The sequence below is a fragment of the Brevundimonas sp. AVps23W genome, from assembly GCF_058681395.1.
The window spans coordinates 1883338-1907213 of the sequence record NZ_CM178738.1; the positions used below are offsets into that span (position 1 = coordinate 1883338).

The window sequence follows — 23876 nt, forward strand, 5'->3', positions numbered from 1 at the left end:
AAATTCTCCCAACAGGCCAATGACGAACGGATAAAAGGAAAATTCTGTGTTCGGTAGCGAACCCTTTTGCCTGTCGCGCATTACGACTTGGCTGAGGTCGGGGCTTCGATTGACTACACAAAATAGAATGGGCGCTTCCCTAGCGGAGGTGGCGAGCGCCTTTGAGGCTTCGCCTAATCCCTATCTGCTGCTGACGCCGGACCTGCGCATTGTCGAGATGAACCAGGCCTATCTCGACGTCACGGGCGCGCGACGTGACGAGATCATAGGCCATTCGCTGTTCACGGCGTTCGATTCCGGCCCCGGCGACGATGCACCCGACAATGTGAGGCAGGTCAGGGCGTCACTGGAAAAGGCGCGAGATACGCGCCAGCGCGACCACCTCGCCGTCGTCCGTTACGCCATACCGAGGGTGGGTGATGACGGGAGCGAAGTCTTCGAGGAACGGATCTGGAGCGCGACACATACGCCGTTGATGAATGAGGACGGCGAGGTCGTCCTTCTTCTTCAACATACGATGGACGTGACCGATCTTTCCCCGGCGATACGAACCGACGAGCCGACGACGGCGCTGGATGCGCTGATCGGCGGGTCTGTTCTTCGACGCGCTCAATCGGTGCAGGAGGACAATCGGCGGCTGGAAACGGAACGCAACCGATTGGTTGAAATGTTCATGCAGGCGCCGGGGTTTGTCGCTGTTCTGACTGGGCCCGATCACCGTTTTCAGATGCACAATCGAGCTTACGGCCAACTGATCGGGCACCGGGACATAGCGGGAAAACCGCTGCGCGAGGCCCTGCCCGAACTGGCTGGGCAAGGCTATTACGAATTCCTGGATGCGGTGTTCGAAACGGGTCAGCCCTACGAGGGGCGTGAGAGTCAGGCCCAGCTGAGGCGAACGCCCGGCGGTTCGCTGGAGACCCTGTATCTCAACTTCATCTACCAGCCGATCCGCGACGAGGGCGGCGCAGTCGTCGGCATCTTTGTTCAAGGCCACGATGTCACGGAGAACGTCCGGGCCGTTCAACTCCAGAAGCTGATGATCGATGAGCTTAATCATCGCGTGAAGAACACCCTGGCTACTGTCCAATCCATCGCAGTTCAGACCGCCCGTTCGCACACCGACCCGAACAGTTTCGCCTCGACATTCCAGTCCCGCATCTTGGCCTTGTCGCACACCCATGACCTCCTGACCCTCAGTCATTGGGAAGGCGCTGATCTGCAAGCCGTCCTGCTCCACGAGACAGCGGCGTTCGGCCCCAGTCGCATCAGTTTGAATGGCCCCGTCCTGGCGTTGACGCCGGCCACGGCCCTGTCGCTCGGCATGATTTTTCACGAGCTCGCCACCAACGCCGCCAAGTACGGAGCCCTGTCCTCACCAGACGGAAGAATTCTGATCGACTGGAATGTTTCGGAGCAACCCGACCGAATTCTGAGTCTGACTTGGCGTGAATTGGACGGGCCGAAAGTTACGGTGCCGGACAGAAAAGGTTTCGGAAGCCGATTGATTGAACGAAATATTCGCCATGATCTGGCGGGTAAAGTCGATCTGGTCTACGCCAGCGGTGGATTGATTGCGGAACTGACGGTTCCACTCGACAGGACGCATACCGAATGACCCAACCTTTGAACGGTCGACGTGTTTTGGTGGTGGAAGACGAGTCGCTCGTCGCCATGCTGCTTGAGACCATTCTCGAGGACATGGAGTGTATTCCAATCGGCCCCGCGTCCAACGTGGACGAGGGCGAGGCGATGGCCCGCGACACGATAGATCTCGACGCCGCCCTGCTGGACGTCAATGTGGCGGGCCGACAGGTCTTCCCGGTCGCCGAGGCCTTGAGGGCCCGGGGCGTGCCCTTCGTTTTTTCGACCGGCTATGGCGAAGGTGGCCTGCCCGAAGAATGGCGGGGTTCCGCTACCGTCCAGAAGCCCTTTACCGAGGCCGCGATCCGGGACGCCCTGATGAAGGCTATGGGCGTCGCCCAGGCCTAGGACTTAGGTCCCGAAGGATCGCCTGCGCGGCATTATGGCCCGGCGCCCCGGTGACGCCGCCGCCGGGGTGGGTGCCTGATCCGCAGAGATAGAGTCCGGCCACCGGCATCCGATAGTCGGCATGGCCCAGAACGGGTCGGGCGCTGAACAACTGGTCCAGGCTCAGTCGGCCATGGAAGATGTCCCCGCCGACCAGTCCGAAACGCCGCTCGAGATCGCGTGGACCCAGGGCCAAGCGCCCAAGCACCGAGGCCTTGAAGCCCGGCGCATGGGCTTCGACCGTATCAATCATCAGATCGGCGACCGTGTCGCGATGCGTGTCCGCCAGGTCGGGCGAGACATGCTGGCAGAACAGGCTCGCCACATGGGCGCCCGCCGGCGCCAGGCTGTCGTCCAGTGTCGAGGGGATCAGCATTTCCACGATCGGCTTTGACGACCAACCGTTCAGCCGCGCCTCGGCATGGGCGCGGTCCATATAGGCCAGGCTGGGGGCGATGATGATGCCCGCCGTAAGATGATCGCCGGCTTCAGGCAGAGCGGTGAACTTCGGCAGTTCCGAGAGCGCGACATTCATTCGGAATGTGCCCGAGCCGGAGGCGTACCGCCCTATCCGCTCCATGAAGTCCGCCGGCGCCGCTGCGGGATCGACCAGAGTCTCAAACAGCAGGCGCGGGTGAAGGTTAGAGACCACGGCTCGCGCCCGCACGACGTCGCCGCCATGCGTCACCGCGCCGACGGCCCGGCCCTTTTCGATCACGACCTCGGTCACAGCCCCATCCAGCCGCACCTCCACACCTTGTTCGGCGCAGGCCAGCGCCATGGCCTGGGTGATCGCCCCCATGCCGCCCAGGGCGTGACCCCAGACGCCCTTCTTCCCGTTCAGTTCGCCGAACACATGGTGCAGCAGTACATAGGCCGAACCGGGCGTGTAGGGGCTGGCGTAGTTGCCGACCACGCTGTCGAACCCGAACAGGGCCTTGATCGGATCGCTTTCGAACCAGCCGTCCAGCCAATCGCCCGCAGATTTGGTGAACAGATCCAACAGGTCGCGCCGTCCCGTTTGATCCAGTCCGGCGACGCGTCGCCCCAGGCTTCCCGCCTTCAGCATCTCCGGCAGGGCCGCCGACCAGCCGCTTTCGACCATGTTCGGCGGCGACTTCAGCGTCAGATCCCGCAGCAGGGCCGCGACCGTCTCCAGCCGGGCCTTATAGGCGTCCAGCCGCTCGGCGTCTCGCGTCGAGAATTTGGCGACCTCCGCCCGGGTTCTGCCCGGCCCCGCCGCCAGATAGCGGCCGTCGTCCAGCGGCAGGAAGTTCGACATCCGCCGCTCAACCATCCTCAGTCCATGTCGCGCCAGATCCATGTCGGCGATGACGGCGGGACTGAGCAGGCTGACGGTGTAGCTGGCGGTCGAGTTGCGGAAGCCGGGGTGGAACATCTCCGTCACCGCCGCGCCCCCGACGACCGAGCGGCGCTCCAGCACCGTCACCTTCAACCCGGCCCGAGCGAGATAGAAGGCGCAGACCAGCCCGTTGTGGCCTGCCCCCAGGATGACGACGTCGGTTTCGGTCTTGGCCATGGCCTCTCTCTGACCAAGGCATACCACCCTTCGGCGGTTCAGCCAGCGGCCGCGCGACGCGGCGCGAACCACCCGCCTTCCGATCTCTGGACTGCGCCTGAAACCGCCAAGACGGCCAGCGTATGTTCGATTGTCCGCCGCTTGCGCAGCCCGCCGCCCGCAAAGGCCGTCGCCAGATCCTCTGGGCGCATCGGCACGCCCGATCGACGCAAGCTGCTCAGCAGGGCGGCCGCCAATTGTCCAGGGTCGTCCGGCAGGCGCGGCGATAGGATTTCGGGGATCAGCATGGCCTCGATCTGAGCGGGCGCCGAAGAGGTTCTGACTCGTTCGGTCTGATAGGCCGGGCGAATGAACCGCACCCGCCCCTGCGCCTCCTCCGCCGCTCGCGTCTGATTGAGGTCCGCCAGCCGGGTCGCCGTTTCGGCGTCGGACAGATCGACGGGCCAGCCATAGGCCTTCGCCGTGACGCGATCGATCATGTGATGAAGATGGTCGAGGATGCCGATGCGGCCCGCGTCGTGAACCGCGCGCTCAGCGGCGCTCATCACCGTCGGATCAACGAGACGCGCCCGCGCATTGTAGAGGCCGGTCATCGTCAGGTCCGCATGTTCGGCCAAAATACGCGCCCGCGTCGCATCCAGCTCCTCGCCCAGGGCCGCGAGTTCCGCCGCCTGTGCCGGCGCCAGCTGCGGGAACGGGAAACGGTCGAAGCAGACGCCCTTCACATAGACGGCCTCGCGCCGGTACTCGCCGATCCGCCCGGCGTTTGCGGCGAACCAGGCGCGATGCTGGCAAGACGAGAGCATGGCCAGGACGGCGGGATCATCGCTGGCGACGACCACCAGCTTGTTATCCGGCAAGACCGCAGAATCCAGAAAGCGAAACCAGCGGTGTTTCGCCGTCTCGACCGTGACGATGTAGCGGTCGAGCCCTTCCAACGCGGCCCTCAGGTCACGGCGAGGTTCGCCGAAGGTCCACCAGTTCTCGCGGTAGGACGGGCGGTTGTTGCGGTCCCGCTCGGGCTTCACCGTCTCCAGCAGATGCTGATAGATCAACGGATGGAGACGCCGCACCTCGGCCTCGTCCCAGCCGAACAGATCGATCGCCTGCACATCCCGCGCCCGATCCGCCAGATCCCGGCCGTTGCGATAGGTGCGAAACGGGGACGGGGCGTCGGGATCTGATCCTTCTAGCAGAACTCGCCCCTGCGCAGGCGAGACCAGGAAACCGGCGCCCATCAACTGAACCCCGCGATAGGCCAGGCCCGTATTCGCCTTCAAATCGACGGTGCCGGTCAGGCCCGTGTCGATCATCAGATCGGCGCCGATGACGCCTTGCCTTTCCCGGAAGCTCAGCTTCGGCAGGTCGGTGTGAAGGTCGTCTTCGCGGACGACCTCCAGCAATCGCCCACCCCCGTCCGCGTCGCCCCGCTCAGCGACGGACATCGCAATCCGCACATCGGCGCGACCGACGCCCGTCACCCACGGATAGTCGGGAATCGCGAAGACAAGCCGGATCGACGGGCGGCGCGCTAGATGGTGTTCGATCACCCGCCGCGAGAAGGTCTGGGTCACCGAGTTGGTGGTGATGAAGCCGAACCGCCTCAGGATCGATCCCTCACGGGCCAGGATTTCCGCCGCCCGATCCCACCAGGCCGTCACAATGTCGGCCGAACGGAACCGCCCGCCTCTGAGGCTGTCCAGGGCGTCCACATAGCCGTCGCCCAGTTCCGCGCGCAGATCCTTGCCGGCGATGAAGGGCGGATTGCCGACGATGAAATGCGCCTCCGGCCATGGTGTTGGATAGGGATCCACATAGTGCTCGACCTCTCGCTCGGCCGCCCCGTCCGACAATCGCCCGACGGGCCGTGTGATCACCCGCCCCTCTGCATCGCGCGCCAGATCCAGGCGCGAACAACTGACCAGCGCGTCCGTTCGCACGACGCGCTGGAAATCCTTCAGGATCGGTTCCGATGGCTTGGCCTCACCGAACAGATGGAAATGCCATTGCAAGTAGCCGATCCACATAACCATTTCCGCGATCCAGGCGGCGTAGGCGTTCTTCTCCAGCCCATAGAATTGTTCCGGGCTGACGACGTGGCCCTCCATGCCTAACCGCCCCTGGGTCTCGCCCATCTCGCCAAGAACGCCCAGAACCTCGCCCTCAAGTTCCTTCATCATCCGCATGGCGACATAGAGAAAATTGCCCGTGCCGCAGGCCGGATCCAGAACCCGCACCCGACAGAGCTGATCATGAAAGGCGCGAACCATCCTGCGCGCGCCCGCGGTCTCCCCCTCCAGATGCAGACCCATGGCGTGGGCCTCGACCGCTTCCCATTCGGCGCGAAGCGGCTCCATGATCGTCGGCTCGAGCAGCCGCTCGACATAGGCGCGCGGCGTATAATGAGCGCCCAGCTCCGCCCGTTCGGACGGGTCCAGCGCCTGTTCCAGCAGGGCGCCGAAGATGGCCGGCTCCACCAGGCTCCAGTCGCATTCCGAAGCCTCGATCAGCGCCGCCAGCTCCGCCTCGGTGATCGGCATCGGATCGACCACCTTGAACAGCCCACCGTTGAACTGGCGGATGCGCTGCTGGGTCGCCAGGCAATGGCCGCCCCTATCCATGGTGCTGAAAAACACCCGTGCCGCATCATGGAACCGGTCCGCCTTTCCGCGATAGGACTCGAGGAAACGCTGAAAGCCCCGCGCGTCAATCAGGCCGACGCTGTCAGCGAACATGGCGAAGATGCACTGCATGACGAACAGCGCGATCCGCCCCGCCCTCGCCGCCCGCGCCGCCTGATCATCAGGCGGTTGCGACTGCCTTTGACGGATGGATCGGACCAGCAGGGCGAGACGCGCGGCGATGTCCATGGTGACTTCCGCCACCCGGGCGGCGGGGTCCAGCGACATCGGATCGGTCCAGACCCGACGCAGCCGTTCGCGCACCTCCGCCTGACGCAGATGGTCCAGCTCGATCCGGTAGGTGGCGCGGTCCGGAAACTGGGCATAGGCCTTGCCCTGTCGCGCGAAGTCGGACCACAGCTCGATGGCTCGGCCGACATCGACCACGATCAGAAACGGCGGCCATTCGTCCAGGGCCTTGGCGTAGTTCTCCGCCTGGCGCTTCGCCACCCGCATCACCCGATCCAAAGCTTCCGGTGAAGGAGCGCGGCCTTTGCGCGACGGGTGTACGAACCGGGCCAACTGCACTGCCGGGTCCAGCGGCCCGCCGTCTCGCCGCTTTCGCGACTGTTTGGCCTCAAGCACGAAACAGCCGCGCTTGGCGCAGTCGATATAGCAAGGATGGCTGACTCCGTCCTCGTGAACGAACCGGACCGGCCGTTCGAAACAATAGTCCAGGTCGCCCATCTGCTCGTCGTCCGGCGCCGGGACGCCGATGAGCCGGCAGAGCTGTATGATGAAGGTCTGGTACTGGGCCCTTTCGCTGATCGGGACATTGGCCCAGTGAGCGATGAAGGCATCAACATCGTGGGGTTGCTTTCCGACCATGAAAGCAACCTATGGTTATTTTGTAGTTAGATGCAATCTAAGATCGTATTCCGGCTATCCAACGTGCGTGCAGCATCGGCTTGCCAAGCCAGTAGGCCAGCTCAGCGGGCCGCGAGATATCCCAGGCTGCAAGGTCCGCCGCCCGTCCCTCCTGCAGCACGCCTGCTTGGTCCTGCAAGCCGAGCGCCCGCGCCGCCTCGCGCGTCGCCCCGGCCAGAGCCTCCTCCGGCGTCAGGCGAAACTGCACGCAGGCCAGATTCAGGGCGTCGGTCATGGAGACGAGGGGCGAGGTGCCGGGATTGCAGTCGGTGGCGACGGCCATTCGCACGCCATGGGCTCGCAGCAGGGCAACGGGCGGAGCCTGGGTCTCGCGCAGCATCAGGAAGGCGCCGGGCAGCAGAACGGCGACCACTCCGGCCTGGGCCATGGCCGCGACGCCCGCGTCCGTGGCGTATTCGATGTGGTCGGCCGACAGGGCTCGGTAGCGCGCCGCCAGTTCCGCCCCGCCGCCATTCGACAACTGGTCGGCGTGCAGCTTGACCGGCAGTCCCAGCGCCCGCGCTCGGTCGAACAGGCGCGACACCTCCTCGCGCGAAAAGGCGATGGGCTCGCAATAGGCGTCCACAGCATCGACCAGCCCCTCGGCATGGGCGGCCTGCAGGATGTCGTCTATGGCCTTGTCCACATAGGCGCTGCGATCCGCCCGGTATTCCGGCGGCACGGCGTGCAGGCCCAAGTAGGTTGTGCGGACGCGGACCCCGCCCTCGCGTCCGATCCGCCGCGCGACGCGCAGCATCTTCAGCTCGGAGTCCATATCCAGCCCATAGCCGGACTTGATCTCGACCGTCGTGACTCCGGTCGCCTTCAGCCCCTCCAGCCTCGCCATGGCGGAGGCGAACAGCGCGTCCTCGGAGGCTGAGCGCGTCGCCTGGACCGAGGCGACGATGCCGCCGCCCGCGCGCGCGATCTCCTCATAGGTCGCGCCACCCAGCCTCTGCTCGAACTCGCCCGACCGGTCGCCGCCGAAGACCAGGTGCGTGTGGCAATCGATCAGCCCCGGCGTCAGCCAGCGTCCGTCCAGCCTTTCGGTCGTCTCGGCCTGGACTGGCGGAAGATCGACGCGCGGACCGATCCAGGCGATCCGTCCGTCCGCGATCACGACCGCAGCATCCTCTATGGCGCCATACGGAACGTCGCCTTCCACCATGGTGGCGGCATGGCAATCGATCAGCAGTCGGTCGGCCTTCATCGCGCCTGATCCTTCGAATGAGCGGAGGAGAACAGGGCCACCAGATCATAGCGGTCGCCGGGGAAGATCTGACGCACCCGCGTCACCCCCTGGCCGTCGCGCCAGGTCCTCCGTTCCACGCACAGGCAGGCGGCCCCCGCCCGGATCTGCAACAGGCGTGCGGAAAACGCGTCCGCCTCGACCGCGCCGATCCGGTTTTCCGCCTGGGTCCAGGGCTCGTAGTCCAGCAGCCAACTTCCGGGCGGAATAGATTGAAAATCTACGGTTTCAGCTTGCGGCGTCGCCGCCAGAGCGATCAATCGATGCTCCAAGGCCAGGGGCGTCGAATCCGCAGTGTGCAGGCAGGTGAGATCCAGCAGCCGCCCACCGGCCGCCAAGTCGGCGTCCGCCTGATCGACAGGCGCTCGCGTCGCTCTATGAAGCAGCGTGTATCCATAGACTTGACCGCGTTCATTCACCTCCGCCCTCAGGTCTGGAATAGCCAGGAATGCGGCATGGGCCTTGGGCTGGGCGACGAAAGTCCCTGCCCGCCGCCGGCGCACCACCAGCCCCCTGCCTGCCAGTTCGGACAGGGCCTTCGACACCGTCGCACGCGAACAGCCATAGCGGTCCGTCAGTTCGTGCTCGAACGGAATTCGGTCGCCCGGCGCCAGTTCACCCGACAGGATACGGCCTTCCAGATCGGCGTAGATGCGGCGGTGCAGAGGTTCTGTCGTCATGCCAGAACGACCTTCAAGGCCGCGCGGCATCGCGCCTCCAGGGCGTCGCGGTTCACATGGCGTCCGTCACGAACGACCTCTTGGCCGGCGCGCCAGACGGAGGCGATTGACCCAGTCGGAGCGCCGAAGATCCAGCTGTCCAGCACCGCATCGCCCGACCGGCCGGCGAAGGCGAACCGACGCGTGTCCAGCGAGACGATGTCGGCCGCCTGGCCCACAGCTAGTCCGCCAGAGATCCCGCCCGCCTGAGCCCCGCCCGCGAGGGCGCGCTCGAACAGGGCGCGGCCCGTGGATCGGTTGGGATCGGCCATCATGGCGCGTCCGCGCGACGTCAGGCGCTGGCTGTATTCCAGCATCCGTAGCTCTTCGGCCAGGCCGATCTGGACATTGGAATCGGTTCCCACCCCGAACCGCCCCCCTGCCCGCGCATAGGCGGCGGCGGGATAGATTCCGTCGCCCAGATTGGCCTCGGTGATCGGGCACAGGCCGACGACGGCGCCCCGCGCGATCACGCCGCGCCACTCGGCCTCGGTCACATGAGTGGCGTGGATCAGGCACCATCGGGCATCGACCGGCGCATGGTCCAGCAGCCATTCGACCGGCCGCGCGCCGGACCAGGCCAGGCAGTCCTCGACCTCCTTGGTCTGTTCGGCGACATGGATATGGATCGGGCCGCCCTGCGCCAGATCGGGCAGAACTGACAGTTCGTCGGCGCTGACGGCCCGCAGGCTGTGCGGCGCCACGCCCACGCATGCGTCCGCCATATCCGCCGTCAAGCGACGGCAAGTCCCGACCAGATCGGCGAACCCGTCGAGGTCGGTGATGAACCGCCTCTGGCCCTGGGCCGGCGGCTGCCCGCCGAACCCGGCATGGGCGTAGAAGACCGGCAGCAAGGTCAGTGCGATCCCGCTCGTACGAGCAGCCGCCACGATCCGCGCCGCGATCTCGCTAAGGTCGGCATAGGCAGCGCCGGCGGGGTCGTTATGCAGATAGTGGAACTCGGTCACCCGGGTGAAGCCGCCTTCCAGCATTTCGGCGAAGGCCAGGGCGGTGATGGCCTCGATCTCGTCCGGCCCGCCCCGGTCGAGGAAGCGGTACATCAACTCGCGCCAGGTCCAGAAGTCGTCGTCCGAAGGTCCGCGCGCCTCGGTCAGCCCCGCCATGGCGCGCTGGAAGGCGTGGCTGTGAACATTGGTCACGCCGGGCAGAGCGACACCGCCGCCCGCGTCTGTGGGCGCGCGGCTGACGCCGGTGTCGATGGAAACGATGCGTCCCGCCCCTACGCCGATCCGCACACCCTTCGCCCAGCCGTCGGGCAGCAGGGCAGCTTCGAACCAGAGGGCGAGGTCCACAGGTTCGGGCTCAGGGCTCACTGGACAGGTCCGTCTCGTTGCGATCAATATGTCTAGACATAAACGCGGCAAATCGATTTGGCGAGGGAGGCCGAGATGACCGACGACTGGCTGACCGTCCACGAAGGATCGGCGCCCCTGGTGATCGGCCTGCCGCACACCGGGACCGAGATTCCCGACGCCATCCTAGACCGGATGAGTTCGCCCTGGCTGGCGCGCAAGGACGCCGACTGGTGGGTGGACCGGCTGTACGATTTCGCGATCAACATGGGCGCCAGCGTCGTGCGCACCGCCGTCTCGCGCAGCGTCATTGACGTGAACCGCGACCCGTCGGGCGCCTCCCTCTATCCGGGCATGACGACGACCGGCCTGTGCCCGACCGAGACCTTCGACGGCGAACCCCTGTATCGCCCCGGCCAAACGCCCGACGAAGCCGAGATCGCGGAGCGTCGCGCGACCTGGTTCGACCCCTATCATGCCGCGCTTCGGACCCAGCTGGATCGACTGCGCGTGCGGGGGCCGGTGGTTCTGTATGACGCCCATTCGATCCGTTCGGTCGTGCCCCGCCTGTTCGACGGCGAACTGCCCCAGTTCAACATCGGCGACAACGACGGCGCCACCTGCGCCTCGGAGCTGACCCGCGCGGTCGAGGCCGCCTGCGCGGCCAACGGCGACAGCCTGATCGTCAATGGCCGCTTCAAGGGCGGCTGGACCACCCGCCACTATGGTCGCCCCGAGACCGGCGTCCACGCCATCCAGATGGAGCTGGCGGACAGAGGCTACATCGCCGATCCGTCGGGACCGGTTACGCCCGACAACTGGCCCAGCCCCTATGAGCCCGAACGCGCCGAGCCGATGCGGCGCCATCTGCGCAGCGTCCTGGCCGCCTGTATCGCCTTCGCCCAATCGAACCAGTGACCGCCCGATGAACACGCCCAACGCCCGTATAGTCCGCAGCCCGCGCGGCCCGGAAAAGACCGCCAAGACCTGGGTCGCAGAGGCGGCCATGCGGATGCTGATGAACAATCTCGACCCCGAGGTCGCCGAACGGCCCCAGGACCTGGTCGTCTATGGCGGCATCGGCAAGGCGGCGCGCGACTGGGCCGCCTTCGACCGGATCGTCGACACCCTGAAGACGCTGGAGGCGGACGAGACCCTGTTGGTCCAGTCGGGCAAGCCGGTCGGCGTCTTCCGCACCCATGCCGACGCGCCCCGCGTCCTGATCGCCAATTCCAATCTGGTGCCGAAGTGGGCGACCTGGGAGCATTTCTCAGAACTCGATCGCAAAGGCTTGATGATGTACGGCCAAATGACGGCCGGCTCATGGATCTACATCGGCACACAGGGCATAGTTCAGGGCACCTACGAGACCTTCATGGAGGCGGGTCGCCAGCACCACGGCGGCGACTGGGCCGGCAAATGGATCCTGACCGCCGGCCTGGGCGGCATGGGCGGCGCCCAGACCCTGGCGGCGACCATGGCGGGGGCCTCCTGCCTGGCGGTCGAATGCCAGCGTAGCCGGATCGAGATGCGGTTGAAGACCCGCTACCTCGACATCATGGCCGAGACGCTCGACGAGGCTCTGGGCCTGATCGAGACGGCCAATCAGACAAGAAAACCTTTATCGGTCTGCCTGTTAGGCAATGTAGCGGACGTGCTGCCTGAGATGGTCCGTCGGGGCGTGCGGCCCGATCTGGTCACCGACCAGACTAGCGCCCACGACCTGGTCAACGGCTATCTGCCCTCCGGCTGGACGGTGTCCGAGTGGGAGGATCGACGCGTCAGCAATCCCACCTCGGTCTCGGCCGCCGCTCGAACCTCCATCGTCGCCCATGTTCAGGCCATGCTGGACTTCCAGACGGCAGGCGTTCCGGTCGTGGATTACGGTAACAATATCCGCCAGGTGGCCTTCGACGAGGGCGTGGCGAACGCCTTCGACTTCCCCGGCTTCGTGCCCGCCTATATCCGCCCCCTGTTTTGTCGCGGAATCGGACCCTTCCGCTGGGCGGCCCTGACCGGCGATCCGGACGACATCCGCAAGACGGATGCCGCCATGAAACGGCTGTTCCCTGACAATGCGGGTCTTCATCGTTGGCTCGACATGGCGGAAGAGCGGATTGCATTCCAAGGACTTCCGGCCCGTATCTGCTGGATCGGATTGGGTGATCGCCACCGCGCCGGCCTGATGTTCAACGAGATGGTGGCCTCAGGTGAACTGTCCGGCCCCATCGTCATAGGCCGCGATCATCTCGACTCCGGCTCGGTCGCCAGCCCGAACCGTGAGACCGAGGCGATGATGGACGGGTCGGACGCCGTGTCCGACTGGCCCCTGCTGAACGCCCTGCTGAACACGGCCTCAGGCGCCAGCTGGGTGTCCCTGCACCATGGCGGCGGGGTCGGCATGGGCTATTCCCAGCACTCGGGCGTCGTCATCGTCGCCGACGGCACGCCCGAGGCCGCACGACGGCTTGAGCGGGTGTTGTGGAACGACCCCGCGACGGGCGTCATGCGTCATGCCGACGCCGGCTACGATATCGCCCGCGCCGCGGCCCGCGAGCACAGCCTGAATCTTCCCAGCCTCAAGGCCTGAGCCATGACCCAGATCGCCATCGGCCAATCCCCGCTGACCCTCGCCCAACTGCGGGCCGTGCTGGACGGCCCGGTGACGGTCTCGATCACCCCCGCCGCCTGGGCCGACGTCGATAAGGGTGCGGCTGTCGTCGCCGCCATCGTCGCAGAGGGCCGCACCGTCTATGGGGTCAACACCGGCTTCGGCCTGCTGGCCAACACCTCTATCGCGCCCGGGGATCTGGAAACGCTGCAACGGAACCTGGTGCTCAGCCACGCCTGCGGGGTCGGGCCCCTGCTGCCGGACGCCGTGACGCGGCTGCTGATGGTGCTGAAGATCGCCAGCCTTTCGCGCGGCGCCTCGGGCATCCGCCGTCAGACGCTGGAGGCCCTGGTCGCCCTGGTGAACGGCGACGTCCTGCCCTGTATTCCGTCCAAAGGCTCGGTCGGCGCCTCGGGCGACCTTGCGCCCCTGGCCCACATGAGTTGCGTGCTGATCGGCGTCGGTCAGGCCCGCGTACGCGGAGAAGTGTTTGAAGCCGAGGCGGCCCTGGCCCAGATCGGTCTGACGCCCCAGACCCTGGGGCCGAAGGAAGGTCTGGCCCTGTTGAACGGCACCCAGTGTTCGACGGCCCTGGCCTTGGCCGGATTGTTTGCGACCGAGGCCGTGTTCGCGGCGGGTCTGGCGGCCGGCGCCCTGTCGGTCGATGCGCTGAAAGGCTCCGATGCGCCCTTTGATCCCCGCATCCACGCCCTGCGCGGCCAGCCCGGTCAGATCGCCGTCGCGGCCCGGCTGCGGGCGTTGATGACCGGCTCCGCCATTCGCGACAGCCACCGCGACGACTGCGCCAAGGTGCAGGATCCCTATTCCCTGCGCTGCCAACCCCAGGTCATGGGGGCGATCCTGGATATCCTGAACTCAGCCGCCGCGACGCTTGAGCGAGAAGCCAACGCCGTCACCGACAATCCCCTGGTCTTCATCGAGGATGGCGACGTCATATCAGGCGGAAACTTCCACGCTGAACCCGTTGCTTTTGCAGCAGATCAGATCGCCATGGCCCTGTGCGAAATCGGCAATATCTCCGAACGCCGCACCGCGATTCTGGTCGATCCGAAGATGAGCGAGCTGCCGGCCTTCCTGGTCAAGGAGAGCGGCCTGAACTCGGGCTTCATGATCGCCCAGGTCACGGCGGCGGCTCTGGTCGCCGAGAACCGCATGGTCGCCCACCCGTGCAGCATCGACACCGTCCCGACCAGCGCCAACCAGGAGGACCATGTCTCCATGGCTACGCACGGCGCGCGGCGGCTGCTCGACATGGCCGAGAACACCGCGACCGTCGTCGGTATCGAACTGTTGGCGGCCGCCCAGGGGTTGGAGTTCCACCGCCCGTTGACCAGTTCGCCGGCTCTGGAACAGGTCCTGTCCATTGTCCGCCAGGCCGCCGCCCCCTACGCCAGCGACCACTATTTCGCGCCGGACATCGCCCGGGCGACGGACGGGGTGCGGGCGGGACTGTATCGCCGGTTCGCGGAGGACTTGCTGCCCTCCGCCTGACGACGTCAGAGGGCCAGCACGCCCAGATGCTCCAGCAGGATCATCGTCCCCAGACCGATCAGGGCGACGCCGCCGATCAGTTCGGCCGCCTTGCCGAACTTCAGGCCGACGACCCTTCCAATCAGCATGCCGATGGTCGTGGAGACGAAGGTGGTGAAGCCGATCGAGGCGGCGATCACCCAGATATTGGCGCCCAGGAAGGCCAGGCCCACACCCACCGCCGCGGCGTCGATACTGGTGCCCACGGCCGTAGCGATCAGGGCCCAGGGGCCGGATTTCCGAGGCGCCTCGCCCTCCTCCGCCTCACGCGGTTTGACCCCTTCCCAGATCATCTTTCCGCCGACGACGGCCAACAGGACGAAGGCGATCCAGTGATCGATCCGTTCGACCAGCCCGGCGGCGATCAGGCCCAGGCTCCAGCCGATCAACGGGGTGATGGCCTCGATGACGCCGAAGACCAGCCCCGCCTTCACCGCCTGGGGGACGGACGGACGATGCGAGGCGCCGCGGCCCACGGCGGCCGCGAAGGCGTCCGTGGACATGCTGAGCGACAGAATGGCGATAGCTCCTGGGGTCATGTCGGATCGATCCACCGGACGCAGGACAGCGGCTCCACGCCGGCCGGTGCGGCGGTGGAACGCGCTGGTCTCGCTAGGCGGTGTTTCCGCTGGTCGGACCACGCGTCGAAACGCGAGTGTGTTGACCCGACCCCGACGAACTGACGCCGGAAGCTACTCCCCAACAGGATGCGGTCCCGTACACCGCCCCTCGCCCGATTGGCAATCGCGACGGACGCCATATCCAGAAAACCCTTCACTGTCGCCTGCAACGAGGCAATCAGGCGGTCAGTCGAACGGTTGAAGGAGGGCGTGACGAAGTTGCGCCAGATTAGCGGAGTTGGTGCAGAAGCACACGGTGCGGAGTTGCCGGATCACAGTCTGGAAATGCTCGACCACAGCCTCGGTGGACACCGTCGCGGCCTTAAGCACGCCCGCCGCCTGGCCGACGATGTCGGCGCCCAGCCGAACGGCTCGAGCTACGTCCACCCCATCCCGCACGCCGCCTGAGCCGATCACCACGGACTCCGGACAGGCGCGACGCACATCGACGATGGCGTGGGGCGTGGTCACGCCCCAATCGGCGAAGGCGGCGGCGTGGCGCCGGTCGTGAAGGTCGGTCGCCCGCTCGCCTTCGATCAGGGCCCAGTTTGATCCACCCGCCCCAGCGACGTCCACGGCGGCGGCGCCCATGTCGATCAGGCGGCGTGCGGTGCGCCCTGATAGGCCCGCGCCGGTTTCCTTGACCACGACCGGGACCTCGATCTTGCGGATCAAGGCTTCCAGCGCCGCCCCGACGCCCCACCAATCGCGGTCGCCCTCGGGCTGGCAAGCTTCCTGGAGCGGGTTCAGATGCACGACCAGGGCGTCAGCGCCAATCATGGCCACCGCCTGTCGCGCCTCGTCCGGGCCGAAGCCTCGCGTCAGCTGCCCCGCACCGATATTGGCCAGGATCGGGGTGTCCGGCGCGTGTCGCCGCAGCTCCAGATTCAACCCGCCACTGGGGCCGCCCTCTATCGCCGCCCGCTGCGACCCGACCGCCAGGGCGATACCCAGATGCTGGGCCGCCTCGGCCAACCGCGCATTGACGGCTTCGGCCCGCGCCGGCCCGCCTGTCATCGCGCTGATCAGCAGAGGCGCCTTCAGCCGCCGCCCCAGGAAGTCCGCGCCCAGGTCGATCTTGTCATGATCCAGGTCCGGCAGCGCCTCATGGACGAAGCGGATGGCGTCGAACCCCGCGTCGCGGGCGTGGCGACCCCGCCCGGACAGCACCACATCCAGGTGCTGGTCCTTGCGGCCGGGCGAAACAGCGTCGGTCATATCGTCCGCCTAGGACCGGATCGTGGCCCCGATGGGGCGATCAGGGCTGACGTTCGACGGTCAGGGCATAGGCGCCGGTCTCGTTGGGCCCCAGCGAGCGGGCGCGAACCACGTACCAACCGTCCTCCGGCGCGGTCCAGTCCAGCTTGGCATGGGTGTCCGACAGGCTGTCGTCGTCCGAGGCGATGCTGCTGAAATCCTCGCCGTCCTCGCCCAGGTCGATGAAGGCGTCGAAGGCGTTGGAGACCAGGGTGATCCGCAGCTTCTCGTCCTTCTTCGCCTGGAACCTGTAGGCGTCATAATAGGCGCCTTCTTCCGTGAGAGCGTCGGCGACGGTCAGGGTCCCGCGGGCGGTGGCGCCGACCAGAACACTGCCCGGCTTGGGCTCAGGCCCGCGGTCGATCAGTTCCAGCGCATAGAGGCCCTTGTCTTCGCCGGTCAGGGGCGATGCCCGGATCACATAGTCGCCGGTCGACGGCAGGGTCAGGTTCAGTCGCGAGTCCGTCCCCTCCCCCAGGCCGTCGTCGTCGGTGGCCAGGGCGCTGAACTCATCCTCGGCCGACCCGATCGCGAGGACGGCGTCGAAATCGCCCGACCGCAGAATGGCCTGAACACGCTGGCCTTCAGTCCCGCTGAAGACATAGGCGTCATAATGTTTGCCCTCGTCATCCTGGGGGGCGTCCGGCGTGATCTCGCTCTCGACCGTCTGGCCAAAGGTCAAGGCCGACGGCGCCGGCGGCGGCGCGACCTCTTCCAGCTTCAACTTGAACCGCCCCTCGCCGTCGCCGCTAAAGGCGCGGGCCTCGACCACATAGTCGCCGGCGTCTTCTAGGGTCTGGGCGATCCGGGAATCCGTGCCGGATCCGGCGCCGTCGTCATCCTCGGCCACGACCGAATTGTCCGACGCCTTGCGCAGGGTCAGGTAGGTGTCGAAATCCTTGGACGATAGTTCAATGGCCACACGCTGTCCGGCCGTCACTGAGAACCGATAGAATTCGGCGCGCTGCCCCTCGTCGTTCGCGCCCGTATCCTCATTCAGGTTCCCATCGAGGCTGTCGCCGATGGCGATAGGTTTGGCCGGCGGCGCGGGCGGGGCTTCCGTCAAGCCGACCGTGTAGCGGCCCTCACCCTCCTGAAGCGCAGCAGCGCGGATGACATATTCGCCAGCGGTCGGCGCGGTGAAGACCAGACGCGAGTTCAGCCCGTCGTCGGGGCCGTCGTCGTTCTGGGCCAGCTCGACGAAATCAGCGCCGTTCATCCGTCCGACCAAAACCTTCGGATCGAACGCCTCGGACTTCAGGGTGACGATCAGCCTCTGACCGGCGGCCGCCCGGAAGGCGTAGGCGTCATAACGGCCCCCGTCCTCCAGTTCTGGATCCCGTCCGGTCAGTTCGCCGGTCTGTTCAGCCCCAACGCGAAGTCCGGACGGGCGCGGCGCGCGCGGCGGGGCTTCCCGTTCTCGTAAAGATAGGCTATAGTCGCCGCCGTCCGTGCCCGACAGGGTGCGAGCGCGCAGGACATAGGTTCCGCTGGTTTCAGGCGTGAACCGCAGCCGCGCATTGGTCTCTTCATTCAGCCCATCGTCATCTTCGGTCAGCGGCGCGTCCGCATCGTCGGCATAGACCGCCAGATAGGCGTCGAACGCCTCCGACCGCAGCACGGCCTCCAGCCGCTGGCCCGCGCGCGCCTCGAATCGGTAGTCGTCGTAGCGATAGGCGTCGTCGCCGGTTGTGGCCGTGTCCCCATCAGTCAGGGCGCCGTTCACCGAGGCCCCGATCCGCAGCGCCTGGACGTCCTGGGCCAGGGCGGGCGAAGCAGCCCAGGCCAAGGTGATGGCGCTGACGGCGGCGACGAGGGTCGAGCGGTTCATAGAAGACTCCCAGAGTTTGACACCGATCATAGACGCCGAACCATGACGGCTGTAAATCGCCGCATCCTTATCCCCCGGAGTCTTCCTTATGTCGGCCGAGCCCACACGCGCGACACTGATCGACGGCAAGGCCTTTTCGGTCGACTTGGTGGACCGCGTCGCCGCCGCCGCCGCTCGCCTCGAAGCAAGCCAGGGCGTCAAGCCGGGCCTGGCCGTCGTCATCGTCGGCGAAGACCCCGCCAGCCAGATCTATGTCCGCAACAAGGGCGAAACCACCCTGCGCGCGGGCATGCGGTCCGACACCCACCGGCTGGACGAAGCCACGACCCAGGACGAACTTCTGGCCCTTATCGCCCAGTTGAACGCCGACGCCGGCATCCACGGCATACTGGTGCAACTGCCTCTGCCGAAACACATCGAGTCCTCGGTCGTGCTGGACGCCATCGACCCCGACAAGGACGTGGACGGTTTCCATGTCGTCAACGCCGGACGTCTGGCGGTCGGCCTTCCGGGCCTGGTGCCCTGCACGCCGTTGGGCAGCCTGATGTTGTTGAAGGATCAACTCGGCGATCTGACGGGTCTGAACGCCGTCATCGTCGGCCGGTCCAACATCGTCGGCAAGCCGATGGCGCAGCTGCTGCTGGCTGAGAGCTGCACCGTCACCGTCGCCCATTCCAAAACCCTTGACCTGCCCGCCCTGTGCCGGACCGCCGACATCCTGGTCGCCGCCGTCGGGCGGCCAGAGATAATCAAGGGCGACTGGATCAAGCCGGGCGCCACCGTCATTGACGTCGGCATCAACCGCGTCCCGTCGGCCGATCCGGTCAAGGCGGCCGAGGGCAAGACCCGCGTCGTCGGCGACGTCGCCTTCAAGGAGGCGGTCGAGGTCGCCGGTCGCATCACACCCGTCCCCGGCGGCGTCGGCCCCATGACCATCGCCTGTCTGCTGGCCAACACCTATTCGGCCGCCTGTCGCTCGATTGGAATCGAACCGGAGCCATTGGACGCTTGAAGCGTTGCGGCGCTGAGGCGATAGTCGCCGCACCGGCGCAATCGCCGATAGGGGAATATCCATGGCTCGCTTCAACGCTCGTGCTCTGGCTCTGACGACTGCTCTCGTGGTGGCGCCCGCCGTCACCGGCTGCGGCTACAACACTATTCCGACCAAGCAGGAGCGGGCCGAGGCGGCCTGGGCCGATGTCCAGGCCCAGTACCAGCGTCGCGCCGACCTGGTCCCCAATCTGGTCGCCACCGTCCAGGGCGCGGCGATCCAGGAACGCACCACCCTGACGGACGTGATCAACGCCCGCGCGCGCGCCACCTCGGTCAATGTCTCGGCCGCCGACCTCAGCAACCCGCAGGCCTTCCAGCAGTATCAGCAAGCCCAGGGCCAACTGTCCGGCGCCCTGTCGCGCCTGCTGGTCTCGGTCGAGGCCTATCCTCAGCTTCAGGCCAACCAGAACTTCCTGACCCTCCAGTCCCAACTGGAAGGCACCGAGAACCGCATCACCATTGCGCGCCGCGACTACAATGAGGCCGTGCGCGACTACAACACCACTCTGCGCACCTTCCCGAACGTGATCTGGGCCAAGACGGCCCACGCGGGCTCCCAGCCGATGCAGCTGTTCACCGCCACGGCCGAGGCGCAGTCCGCGCCTCAGGTGAACTTTAATCTGAACGGCGCCCCGGCTGCTGCCCCCGGCGGCGGCGCTGCGCCGGTCGCGCCGGGTTCGCCCCCGCCGGCCCAGTGAGCGCCCTCCCCGTTCGGACACGGCGTCCAGCGGGCGTCGTCGCGGGTCTCTTCGGCCTCATGGCCGTCCTACTGTTCGCCCTGCCGGCGACGGCGCAGGCGAAACTGGACTTCCCGCCCCTGACCGGCCGGGTGGTGGATCAGGCGGATCTGCTCGACGCTGCGACCGAACAGGCGCTGACGGAAAAGCTGGCTGCGCTCGAAGCCAAGTCCAGCGATCAACTGGTCGTGGTCACCGTCCGCAGCCTTCAGGACCAGGAAATCGAGGACTACGGCTATCAGCTGGGCCGCGCCTGGGGCATTGGCCAGAAGGAAGGCGACAACGGCGCCCTGCTGATCGTCGCCCCCACTGAACGCAAGGTGCGGATCGAGGTCGGCTATGGTCTCGAGCCGATCCTGACCGACGCCTTCTCTTCCATGGTCATCCGCAACGAGATTCTGCCGGCCTTCCGCGACGGTGATTATCAGACGGGCGTCGTCCGTGGCGTGGACGCCCTGATCGCCCAGTTGGAGCTCGATCCGGCTGAGGCCCAGGCGCGGGCGGCCGCCGCCGTGCAGGAAGCAGATGAAGCCGACGCCGCGCCGATCCTGCCTATCGTGATCATGGCGGTGATCTTCATCCTCTTCCTTCTGGTGGCTGTCGGTTCCGCCGGACGCGGGCGTCGCCATCGCGGCGACAGCGTGACGCCGATCCTGCTGTGGGCGGCGTCGGAAGCCCTGAGAAACGCCGGACGCGGCGGCGGGGGCGGTTTTGGCGGCGGCGGCGGAGGTGGATTTGGCGGAGGCGGCGGCAGCTTCGGCGGCGGCGGCGCTTCGGGAGGATGGTGATGCGATTCACGGACGAAGACCGGGGGCGGGTCGCCGCCGCCATCGCCTCGGCCGAGACCGGCACCTCGGGCGAAATCTTCTGCGTCGTCTCGCGCGGCGTATCATCTTACGTCGATGTCAGCCTCGCGTGGGCGGCGGGCGCGGCCCTTCTGGCGCCGACCATCCTGATCCCCTTCGGCTTTGATCCGTCCTGGCCCGTCGGCGACACCTGGGAGGCGGCCCATGCCTCGGCCCAGGCCGCCGGCGTCGGCCAGGCCCTGGCGGCCTACGCCTTGATTCAGGCGGCGATCTTTGTCGGCGTCTTCCTGCTGACGCGGCCGCCGCCGATACTGCGCTGGGTTACGCCGCGCGGTCTGCGTCGGGCCCGGGTGCGCAAGGCGGCCCTGCAACAGTTCCTGGCCCACGGCGTCCATGTCACCCAGGATCGCACCGGCGTCCTGATCTTCGCCGCCCTCAAGGAACATCAGGTCGAGCTGATCGCCGACGAACTGATCCATCAAAAGGTCGATGAAGGCGTCTGGGCCGACACCGTCGCCGTCCTGACCCGCGAGCTTAAGGCGGGCCGGCCCGTCGCCGGCTTCGAGGCGGCGGTCGAACGGTGCGGCCAGGTCCTGGCGACCCATTTCCCACCACGCGCAAACAACCCCAATGAGTTGCCGGATCACCTGATCCTGCTCTGATCGTCGTATCGGGGTCGCAATCCGCGCCCAAAAGGCCTAGCCATCCGCCCAAGTCTCGGCACGTCCTCGGGAAACCATGCCCCGCCTTCTGACCTATAACGTCCATCGCTGCGTCGGCACGGACAAGCGCCTGGATGTCGACCGCATCGTCGCCGTGATCGGCGAGCACGAACCGAACATCGTCTGCCTCCAGGAACTGGACGTCGGCCGCGCTCGCACCGGCAAGGTCGATCAGGCCGAAGCTATCGCCGAAGGCCTGTCCATGACCTCGCGCTTTCACCCGGCGATGCGGGTGGAGGCCGAACTCTATGGCGACGCGGTCATGACGCCCCATCCCGAGCGGTTGATCCGCGCCGACGCCCTGCCCACCGTGCGCGGCATTCCAGGGCTGGAGCCGCGCGGCGCCATCTGGTCCGAGATCGAGATCGACGGCGTCGCGGTCAATGTCCTGAACACCCATCTGGGCCTAGTCCCGCGTGAACAACGGCTTCAGGCGGCGGCGCTGACGGGAACCGGCTGGCTGGGCGGTTGCGTCGGGCCGACGCTGTTGGCCGGCGATTTCAACGCCACCTCGATCACCCGCCCCTATCAGACCCTGGCGCGCAAACTGGGGGACTGTCAGCGGCTGCTGAACCTGAAGCCGTCCGTGAAGACCTTCCCCTCGGGCTTCCCGGCCATCCGCATCGATCATTGTTTCGTCAGCCCGGAAATCCGCATCACGGGGGTCAAGGCGGACTTCTCGCCCCTGGCCCGCGTGGCCTCGGATCACCTGCCGCTGATCATCGACTTCGAGATCGTTCAGCCGGGCGCCTGACCGCCTTCGGACATCGGTCGGGTGCGCTGTGACCGGTTCAGCCGTTTCCACGGCCGCCAGGCGTCGCTCGAAGAGGTCGGATCGCCCAGCTGCCATTCAGCAAACAGTCGCTGAATCCGCGTCGGCGGGTCCGACCCCAGCGGTTTCAGCCGGTCGCTGGCGAAGCTGCAGATGGCGGCGCCCGTCGATCCCATGACCGCCTCGACGGCCGCGAAATCATCAGCCGGCACGCCGATCCAGTGTCCGATCGTCCGATGGCGATGGGCGACGATGACCGCGCGCCCCGCCGCATCGGTCGGCTCGGCGGCGATGTCGCACTCGGTGTCCAGCCCCATCGACCGGTTGTTCAGGTTGGCCGAACCGATCCGCAGCAACCGGTCGTCGATGATCGCCACCTTGGCGTGAACGATGATCCGGTCGCCCTCGGCTGTCAGGGGCGCGAAGGCGAAGAAGCGGTTGTACTTGTCCGCCTGCTCCAGTCGGTACAGCACCTCGGCGCGGGCCGTGTCCATGGTCAGGCTGTCGAACCAACTGGGGCTCTTGCCGGTCGAGACCACCACCACCTCCGGCCCGTCCACCTCGGCGAGGCGCTCGGCCAGGGCGGCGGCGATCACCGGCGAGGTGAAATACTGGTTCTCGAAATAGATCAGCTTTTTGGCCCGCCGAATGGTTTCCAGATACAGGGCCTCGTTCTCGCGCACCTCGTGCCGCCCGCTCCATTTCGGCTCGGTGCGGGCGATGCCGACGGGGACTTTGGTCATCTGCACCGGCACGCCGTCCGGCCAGGGATCGCTCTGGACCTCGTCCGGCACAGTCCGCTCCCAGGTCGCCTTGAACCAGCGCTCCCGCGCCAGATCCCCCAGCGCCCGCGCCGCCGGCCCGTCCATGACGCTCATGACCTCGTGTCGGGCCTTGCAGATCAGACCGTTCGGCAGGGCTCGCCTCGGGTCGCCGTCCAGATGCTCTTCGGAATCCCAACGATCCGTCGAGATGTCGCCGCCGCCGCAGAAGGCCACGCGATCATCGATGACGATCACCTTCTGATGGTGACAGGCGCCGATCGGTCCCGGCGAATCCATTCGGAACTCGACCATGCGCTTGCGGAACCAGCGCTGGGCCCGGTGCGGATAAAAGCCCTGGGACGCCGCGATCAACAGCGGTGATTTCCAGATCAGAAGACGAATATCCAGGTCCGGCTTTCGCTTGACCAGCATGCGAAGCTGATGGCCGATCTCGAACTGTTTGTCGCTCGGCCGGGTCTCCGGGTCCAGATGGGTGCGCGGGTCGAATTGCCAGCCCAGAACCACGATGGACCGCTCGGCCTTGTTCAGCGCCGACGACAAGGCGTCGAAATAGGCCTCGTTCTCCATAAGTATGGAAAATCGGTGCGCGATTTCGCGGCGCCAGACGCCCGCTCCTGGGGTCAGCAGACTGCCGCCATAGCTGTCGCTGTCTTGGGTCATTCAGCCTGCCTGCCCGATTCGCGTGACACTGCGATGGGGACGCCTCGCATCTTCCGTTTCACGCGCGCCAC

General features: G+C 66.5%; 19 protein-coding genes. 10 read left to right on the top strand and 9 right to left on the bottom strand.

The features are described 5' to 3' along the window. Window positions 1-127 precede the first annotated feature (127 nt). The gene (locus ACW177_RS09175) at window positions 128-1618 is read left to right on the top strand and encodes an HWE histidine kinase domain-containing protein (RefSeq protein ID WP_492025420.1); all 1491 of its coding nucleotides are present in this window, start codon (window positions 128-130) and stop codon (window positions 1616-1618) included. Further along, window positions 1615-1992: a response regulator gene (locus tag ACW177_RS09180; RefSeq protein ID WP_492025421.1), complete on the top strand. Its 378-nt coding sequence runs from the start codon at window positions 1615-1617 to the stop codon at window positions 1990-1992. The genes ACW177_RS09175 and ACW177_RS09180 overlap by 4 nt, the downstream gene beginning before the upstream one ends. Here ACW177_RS09180 and ACW177_RS09185 read toward each other — a convergent pair. The 5 genes from ACW177_RS09185 to ACW177_RS09205 are packed head-to-tail and all read right to left on the bottom strand — an operon-like array spanning window position 1970 to window position 10421. Further along, complete coding sequence (locus ACW177_RS09185) at window positions 1970-3571, bottom strand: phytoene desaturase family protein (protein ID WP_492025422.1); 1602 nt, start codon at window positions 3569-3571, stop codon at window positions 1970-1972. The genes ACW177_RS09180 and ACW177_RS09185 overlap by 23 nt on opposite strands. A gap of 38 nt (window positions 3572-3609) precedes the next feature. After that, window positions 3610-7080 (bottom strand): class I SAM-dependent DNA methyltransferase, encoded by a 3471-nt coding sequence (locus tag ACW177_RS09190; protein ID WP_492025423.1) that lies wholly within the window; start codon window positions 7078-7080, stop codon window positions 3610-3612. 37 nt (window positions 7081-7117) lie between these two features. Further along, on the bottom strand, window positions 7118-8329 hold the full coding sequence (gene hutI / locus ACW177_RS09195) for an imidazolonepropionase (protein ID WP_492025424.1): 1212 nt from the start codon (window positions 8327-8329) through the stop codon (window positions 7118-7120). Then, window positions 8326-9048 (bottom strand): histidine utilization transcriptional repressor HutC, encoded by a 723-nt coding sequence (hutC, locus tag ACW177_RS09200; RefSeq protein WP_492025425.1) that lies wholly within the window; start codon window positions 9046-9048, stop codon window positions 8326-8328. Before hutC ends, hutI begins: the two co-directional genes overlap by 4 nt. Further along, window positions 9045-10421, bottom strand: a complete 1377-nt coding sequence (locus tag ACW177_RS09205) for a formimidoylglutamate deiminase (RefSeq protein ID WP_492025426.1) — start codon at window positions 10419-10421, stop codon at window positions 9045-9047. The genes hutC and ACW177_RS09205 overlap by 4 nt, the downstream gene beginning before the upstream one ends. A 75-nt stretch (window positions 10422-10496) precedes the next feature. Between ACW177_RS09205 and hutG the strand changes: the two genes are divergently transcribed. The 3 genes from hutG to hutH are packed head-to-tail and all read left to right on the top strand — an operon-like array spanning window position 10497 to window position 14523. Further along, window positions 10497-11318 (top strand): N-formylglutamate deformylase, encoded by an 822-nt coding sequence (hutG, locus tag ACW177_RS09210; RefSeq protein ID WP_492025427.1) that lies wholly within the window; start codon window positions 10497-10499, stop codon window positions 11316-11318. A 7-nt stretch (window positions 11319-11325) separates the two neighbouring features. Next, window positions 11326-12990 (top strand): urocanate hydratase, encoded by a 1665-nt coding sequence (hutU, locus tag ACW177_RS09215; protein WP_492025428.1) that lies wholly within the window; start codon window positions 11326-11328, stop codon window positions 12988-12990. Window positions 12991-12993: 3 nt separating this feature from the next. Next, a complete protein-coding gene (gene hutH / locus ACW177_RS09220; RefSeq protein ID WP_492025429.1) occupies window positions 12994-14523 on the top strand; it encodes a histidine ammonia-lyase in 1530 nt (509 codons plus the stop codon). A gap of 5 nt (window positions 14524-14528) precedes the next feature. On the opposite strand, the gene ACW177_RS09225 is transcribed toward hutH, so the two are convergent. The 3 genes from ACW177_RS09225 to ACW177_RS09235 form a co-directional block, all read right to left on the bottom strand. Next, window positions 14529-15101: a manganese efflux pump MntP gene (locus ACW177_RS09225; RefSeq protein ID WP_492025430.1), complete on the bottom strand. Its 573-nt coding sequence runs from the start codon at window positions 15099-15101 to the stop codon at window positions 14529-14531. Between the two features lie 267 nt (window positions 15102-15368). After that, on the bottom strand, window positions 15369-16400 hold the full coding sequence (gene fni / locus ACW177_RS09230) for a type 2 isopentenyl-diphosphate Delta-isomerase (protein ID WP_492025431.1): 1032 nt from the start codon (window positions 16398-16400) through the stop codon (window positions 15369-15371). A 40-nt stretch (window positions 16401-16440) separates the two neighbouring features. Further along, entirely contained in the window at window positions 16441-18270 is a 1830-nt protein-coding gene (locus tag ACW177_RS09235; RefSeq protein ID WP_492025432.1) for a PPC domain-containing protein, read from the bottom strand. An 88-nt stretch (window positions 18271-18358) separates the two neighbouring features. Here ACW177_RS09235 and ACW177_RS09240 point away from each other — a divergent pair, with 88 nt between their 5' ends. The 5 genes from ACW177_RS09240 to ACW177_RS09260 all read left to right on the top strand — a co-directional run bounded on the left by ACW177_RS09240 (window position 18359) and on the right by ACW177_RS09260 (window position 22342). After that, on the top strand, window positions 18359-19282 hold the full coding sequence (locus ACW177_RS09240) for a bifunctional methylenetetrahydrofolate dehydrogenase/methenyltetrahydrofolate cyclohydrolase (protein WP_492025433.1): 924 nt from the start codon (window positions 18359-18361) through the stop codon (window positions 19280-19282). Window positions 19283-19343: 61 nt separating this feature from the next. Beyond that, on the top strand, window positions 19344-20021 hold the full coding sequence (locus tag ACW177_RS09245) for a LemA family protein (RefSeq protein WP_492025434.1): 678 nt from the start codon (window positions 19344-19346) through the stop codon (window positions 20019-20021). A gap of 59 nt (window positions 20022-20080) precedes the next feature. Further along, window positions 20081-20848 (top strand): TPM domain-containing protein, encoded by a 768-nt coding sequence (locus ACW177_RS09250; RefSeq protein WP_492025435.1) that lies wholly within the window; start codon window positions 20081-20083, stop codon window positions 20846-20848. Next, the gene (locus ACW177_RS09255) at window positions 20848-21528 is read left to right on the top strand and encodes a TPM domain-containing protein (protein WP_492025436.1); all 681 of its coding nucleotides are present in this window, start codon (window positions 20848-20850) and stop codon (window positions 21526-21528) included. The genes ACW177_RS09250 and ACW177_RS09255 overlap by 1 nt, the downstream gene beginning before the upstream one ends. Window positions 21529-21604: 76 nt before the next feature. After that, window positions 21605-22342 (top strand): endonuclease/exonuclease/phosphatase family protein, encoded by a 738-nt coding sequence (locus tag ACW177_RS09260; protein WP_492025437.1) that lies wholly within the window; start codon window positions 21605-21607, stop codon window positions 22340-22342. On the opposite strand, the gene ACW177_RS09265 is transcribed toward ACW177_RS09260, so the two are convergent. Continuing rightward, window positions 22327-23805: a phospholipase D-like domain-containing protein gene (locus tag ACW177_RS09265; RefSeq protein ID WP_492025438.1), complete on the bottom strand. Its 1479-nt coding sequence runs from the start codon at window positions 23803-23805 to the stop codon at window positions 22327-22329. The genes ACW177_RS09260 and ACW177_RS09265 overlap by 16 nt on opposite strands. Between the last annotated feature and the right edge of the window lie 71 nt (window positions 23806-23876).

Coding starts and splice junctions, on each gene's coding strand:
- ACW177_RS09265 (WP_492025438.1), bottom strand. CDS start 23,805: ATGACCCAAGACAGCGACAGCTATGGCGGCAGTCTGCTGACCCCAGGA.
- ACW177_RS09175 (WP_492025420.1), top strand. CDS start 128: ATGGGCGCTTCCCTAGCGGAGGTGGCGAGCGCCTTTGAGGCTTCGCCT.
- hutU (WP_492025428.1), top strand. CDS start 11,326: ATGAACACGCCCAACGCCCGTATAGTCCGCAGCCCGCGCGGCCCGGAA.
- ACW177_RS09245 (WP_492025434.1), top strand. CDS start 19,344: ATGGCTCGCTTCAACGCTCGTGCTCTGGCTCTGACGACTGCTCTCGTG.
- hutC (WP_492025425.1), bottom strand. CDS start 9,048: ATGACGACAGAACCTCTGCACCGCCGCATCTACGCCGATCTGGAAGGC.
- ACW177_RS09180 (WP_492025421.1), top strand. CDS start 1,615: ATGACCCAACCTTTGAACGGTCGACGTGTTTTGGTGGTGGAAGACGAG.
- hutI (WP_492025424.1), bottom strand. CDS start 8,329: ATGAAGGCCGACCGACTGCTGATCGATTGCCATGCCGCCACCATGGTG.
- hutH (WP_492025429.1), top strand. CDS start 12,994: ATGACCCAGATCGCCATCGGCCAATCCCCGCTGACCCTCGCCCAACTG.
- ACW177_RS09190 (WP_492025423.1), bottom strand. CDS start 7,080: ATGGTCGGAAAGCAACCCCACGATGTTGATGCCTTCATCGCTCACTGG.
- ACW177_RS09260 (WP_492025437.1), top strand. CDS start 21,605: ATGCCCCGCCTTCTGACCTATAACGTCCATCGCTGCGTCGGCACGGAC.
- ACW177_RS09255 (WP_492025436.1), top strand. CDS start 20,848: ATGCGATTCACGGACGAAGACCGGGGGCGGGTCGCCGCCGCCATCGCC.
- ACW177_RS09235 (WP_492025432.1), bottom strand. CDS start 18,270: ATGAACCGCTCGACCCTCGTCGCCGCCGTCAGCGCCATCACCTTGGCC.
- fni (WP_492025431.1), bottom strand. CDS start 16,400: ATGACCGACGCTGTTTCGCCCGGCCGCAAGGACCAGCACCTGGATGTG.
- hutG (WP_492025427.1), top strand. CDS start 10,497: ATGACCGACGACTGGCTGACCGTCCACGAAGGATCGGCGCCCCTGGTG.
- ACW177_RS09225 (WP_492025430.1), bottom strand. CDS start 15,101: ATGACCCCAGGAGCTATCGCCATTCTGTCGCTCAGCATGTCCACGGAC.
- ACW177_RS09185 (WP_492025422.1), bottom strand. CDS start 3,571: ATGGCCAAGACCGAAACCGACGTCGTCATCCTGGGGGCAGGCCACAAC.
- ACW177_RS09240 (WP_492025433.1), top strand. CDS start 18,359: ATGTCGGCCGAGCCCACACGCGCGACACTGATCGACGGCAAGGCCTTT.
- ACW177_RS09250 (WP_492025435.1), top strand. CDS start 20,081: ATGGCCGTCCTACTGTTCGCCCTGCCGGCGACGGCGCAGGCGAAACTG.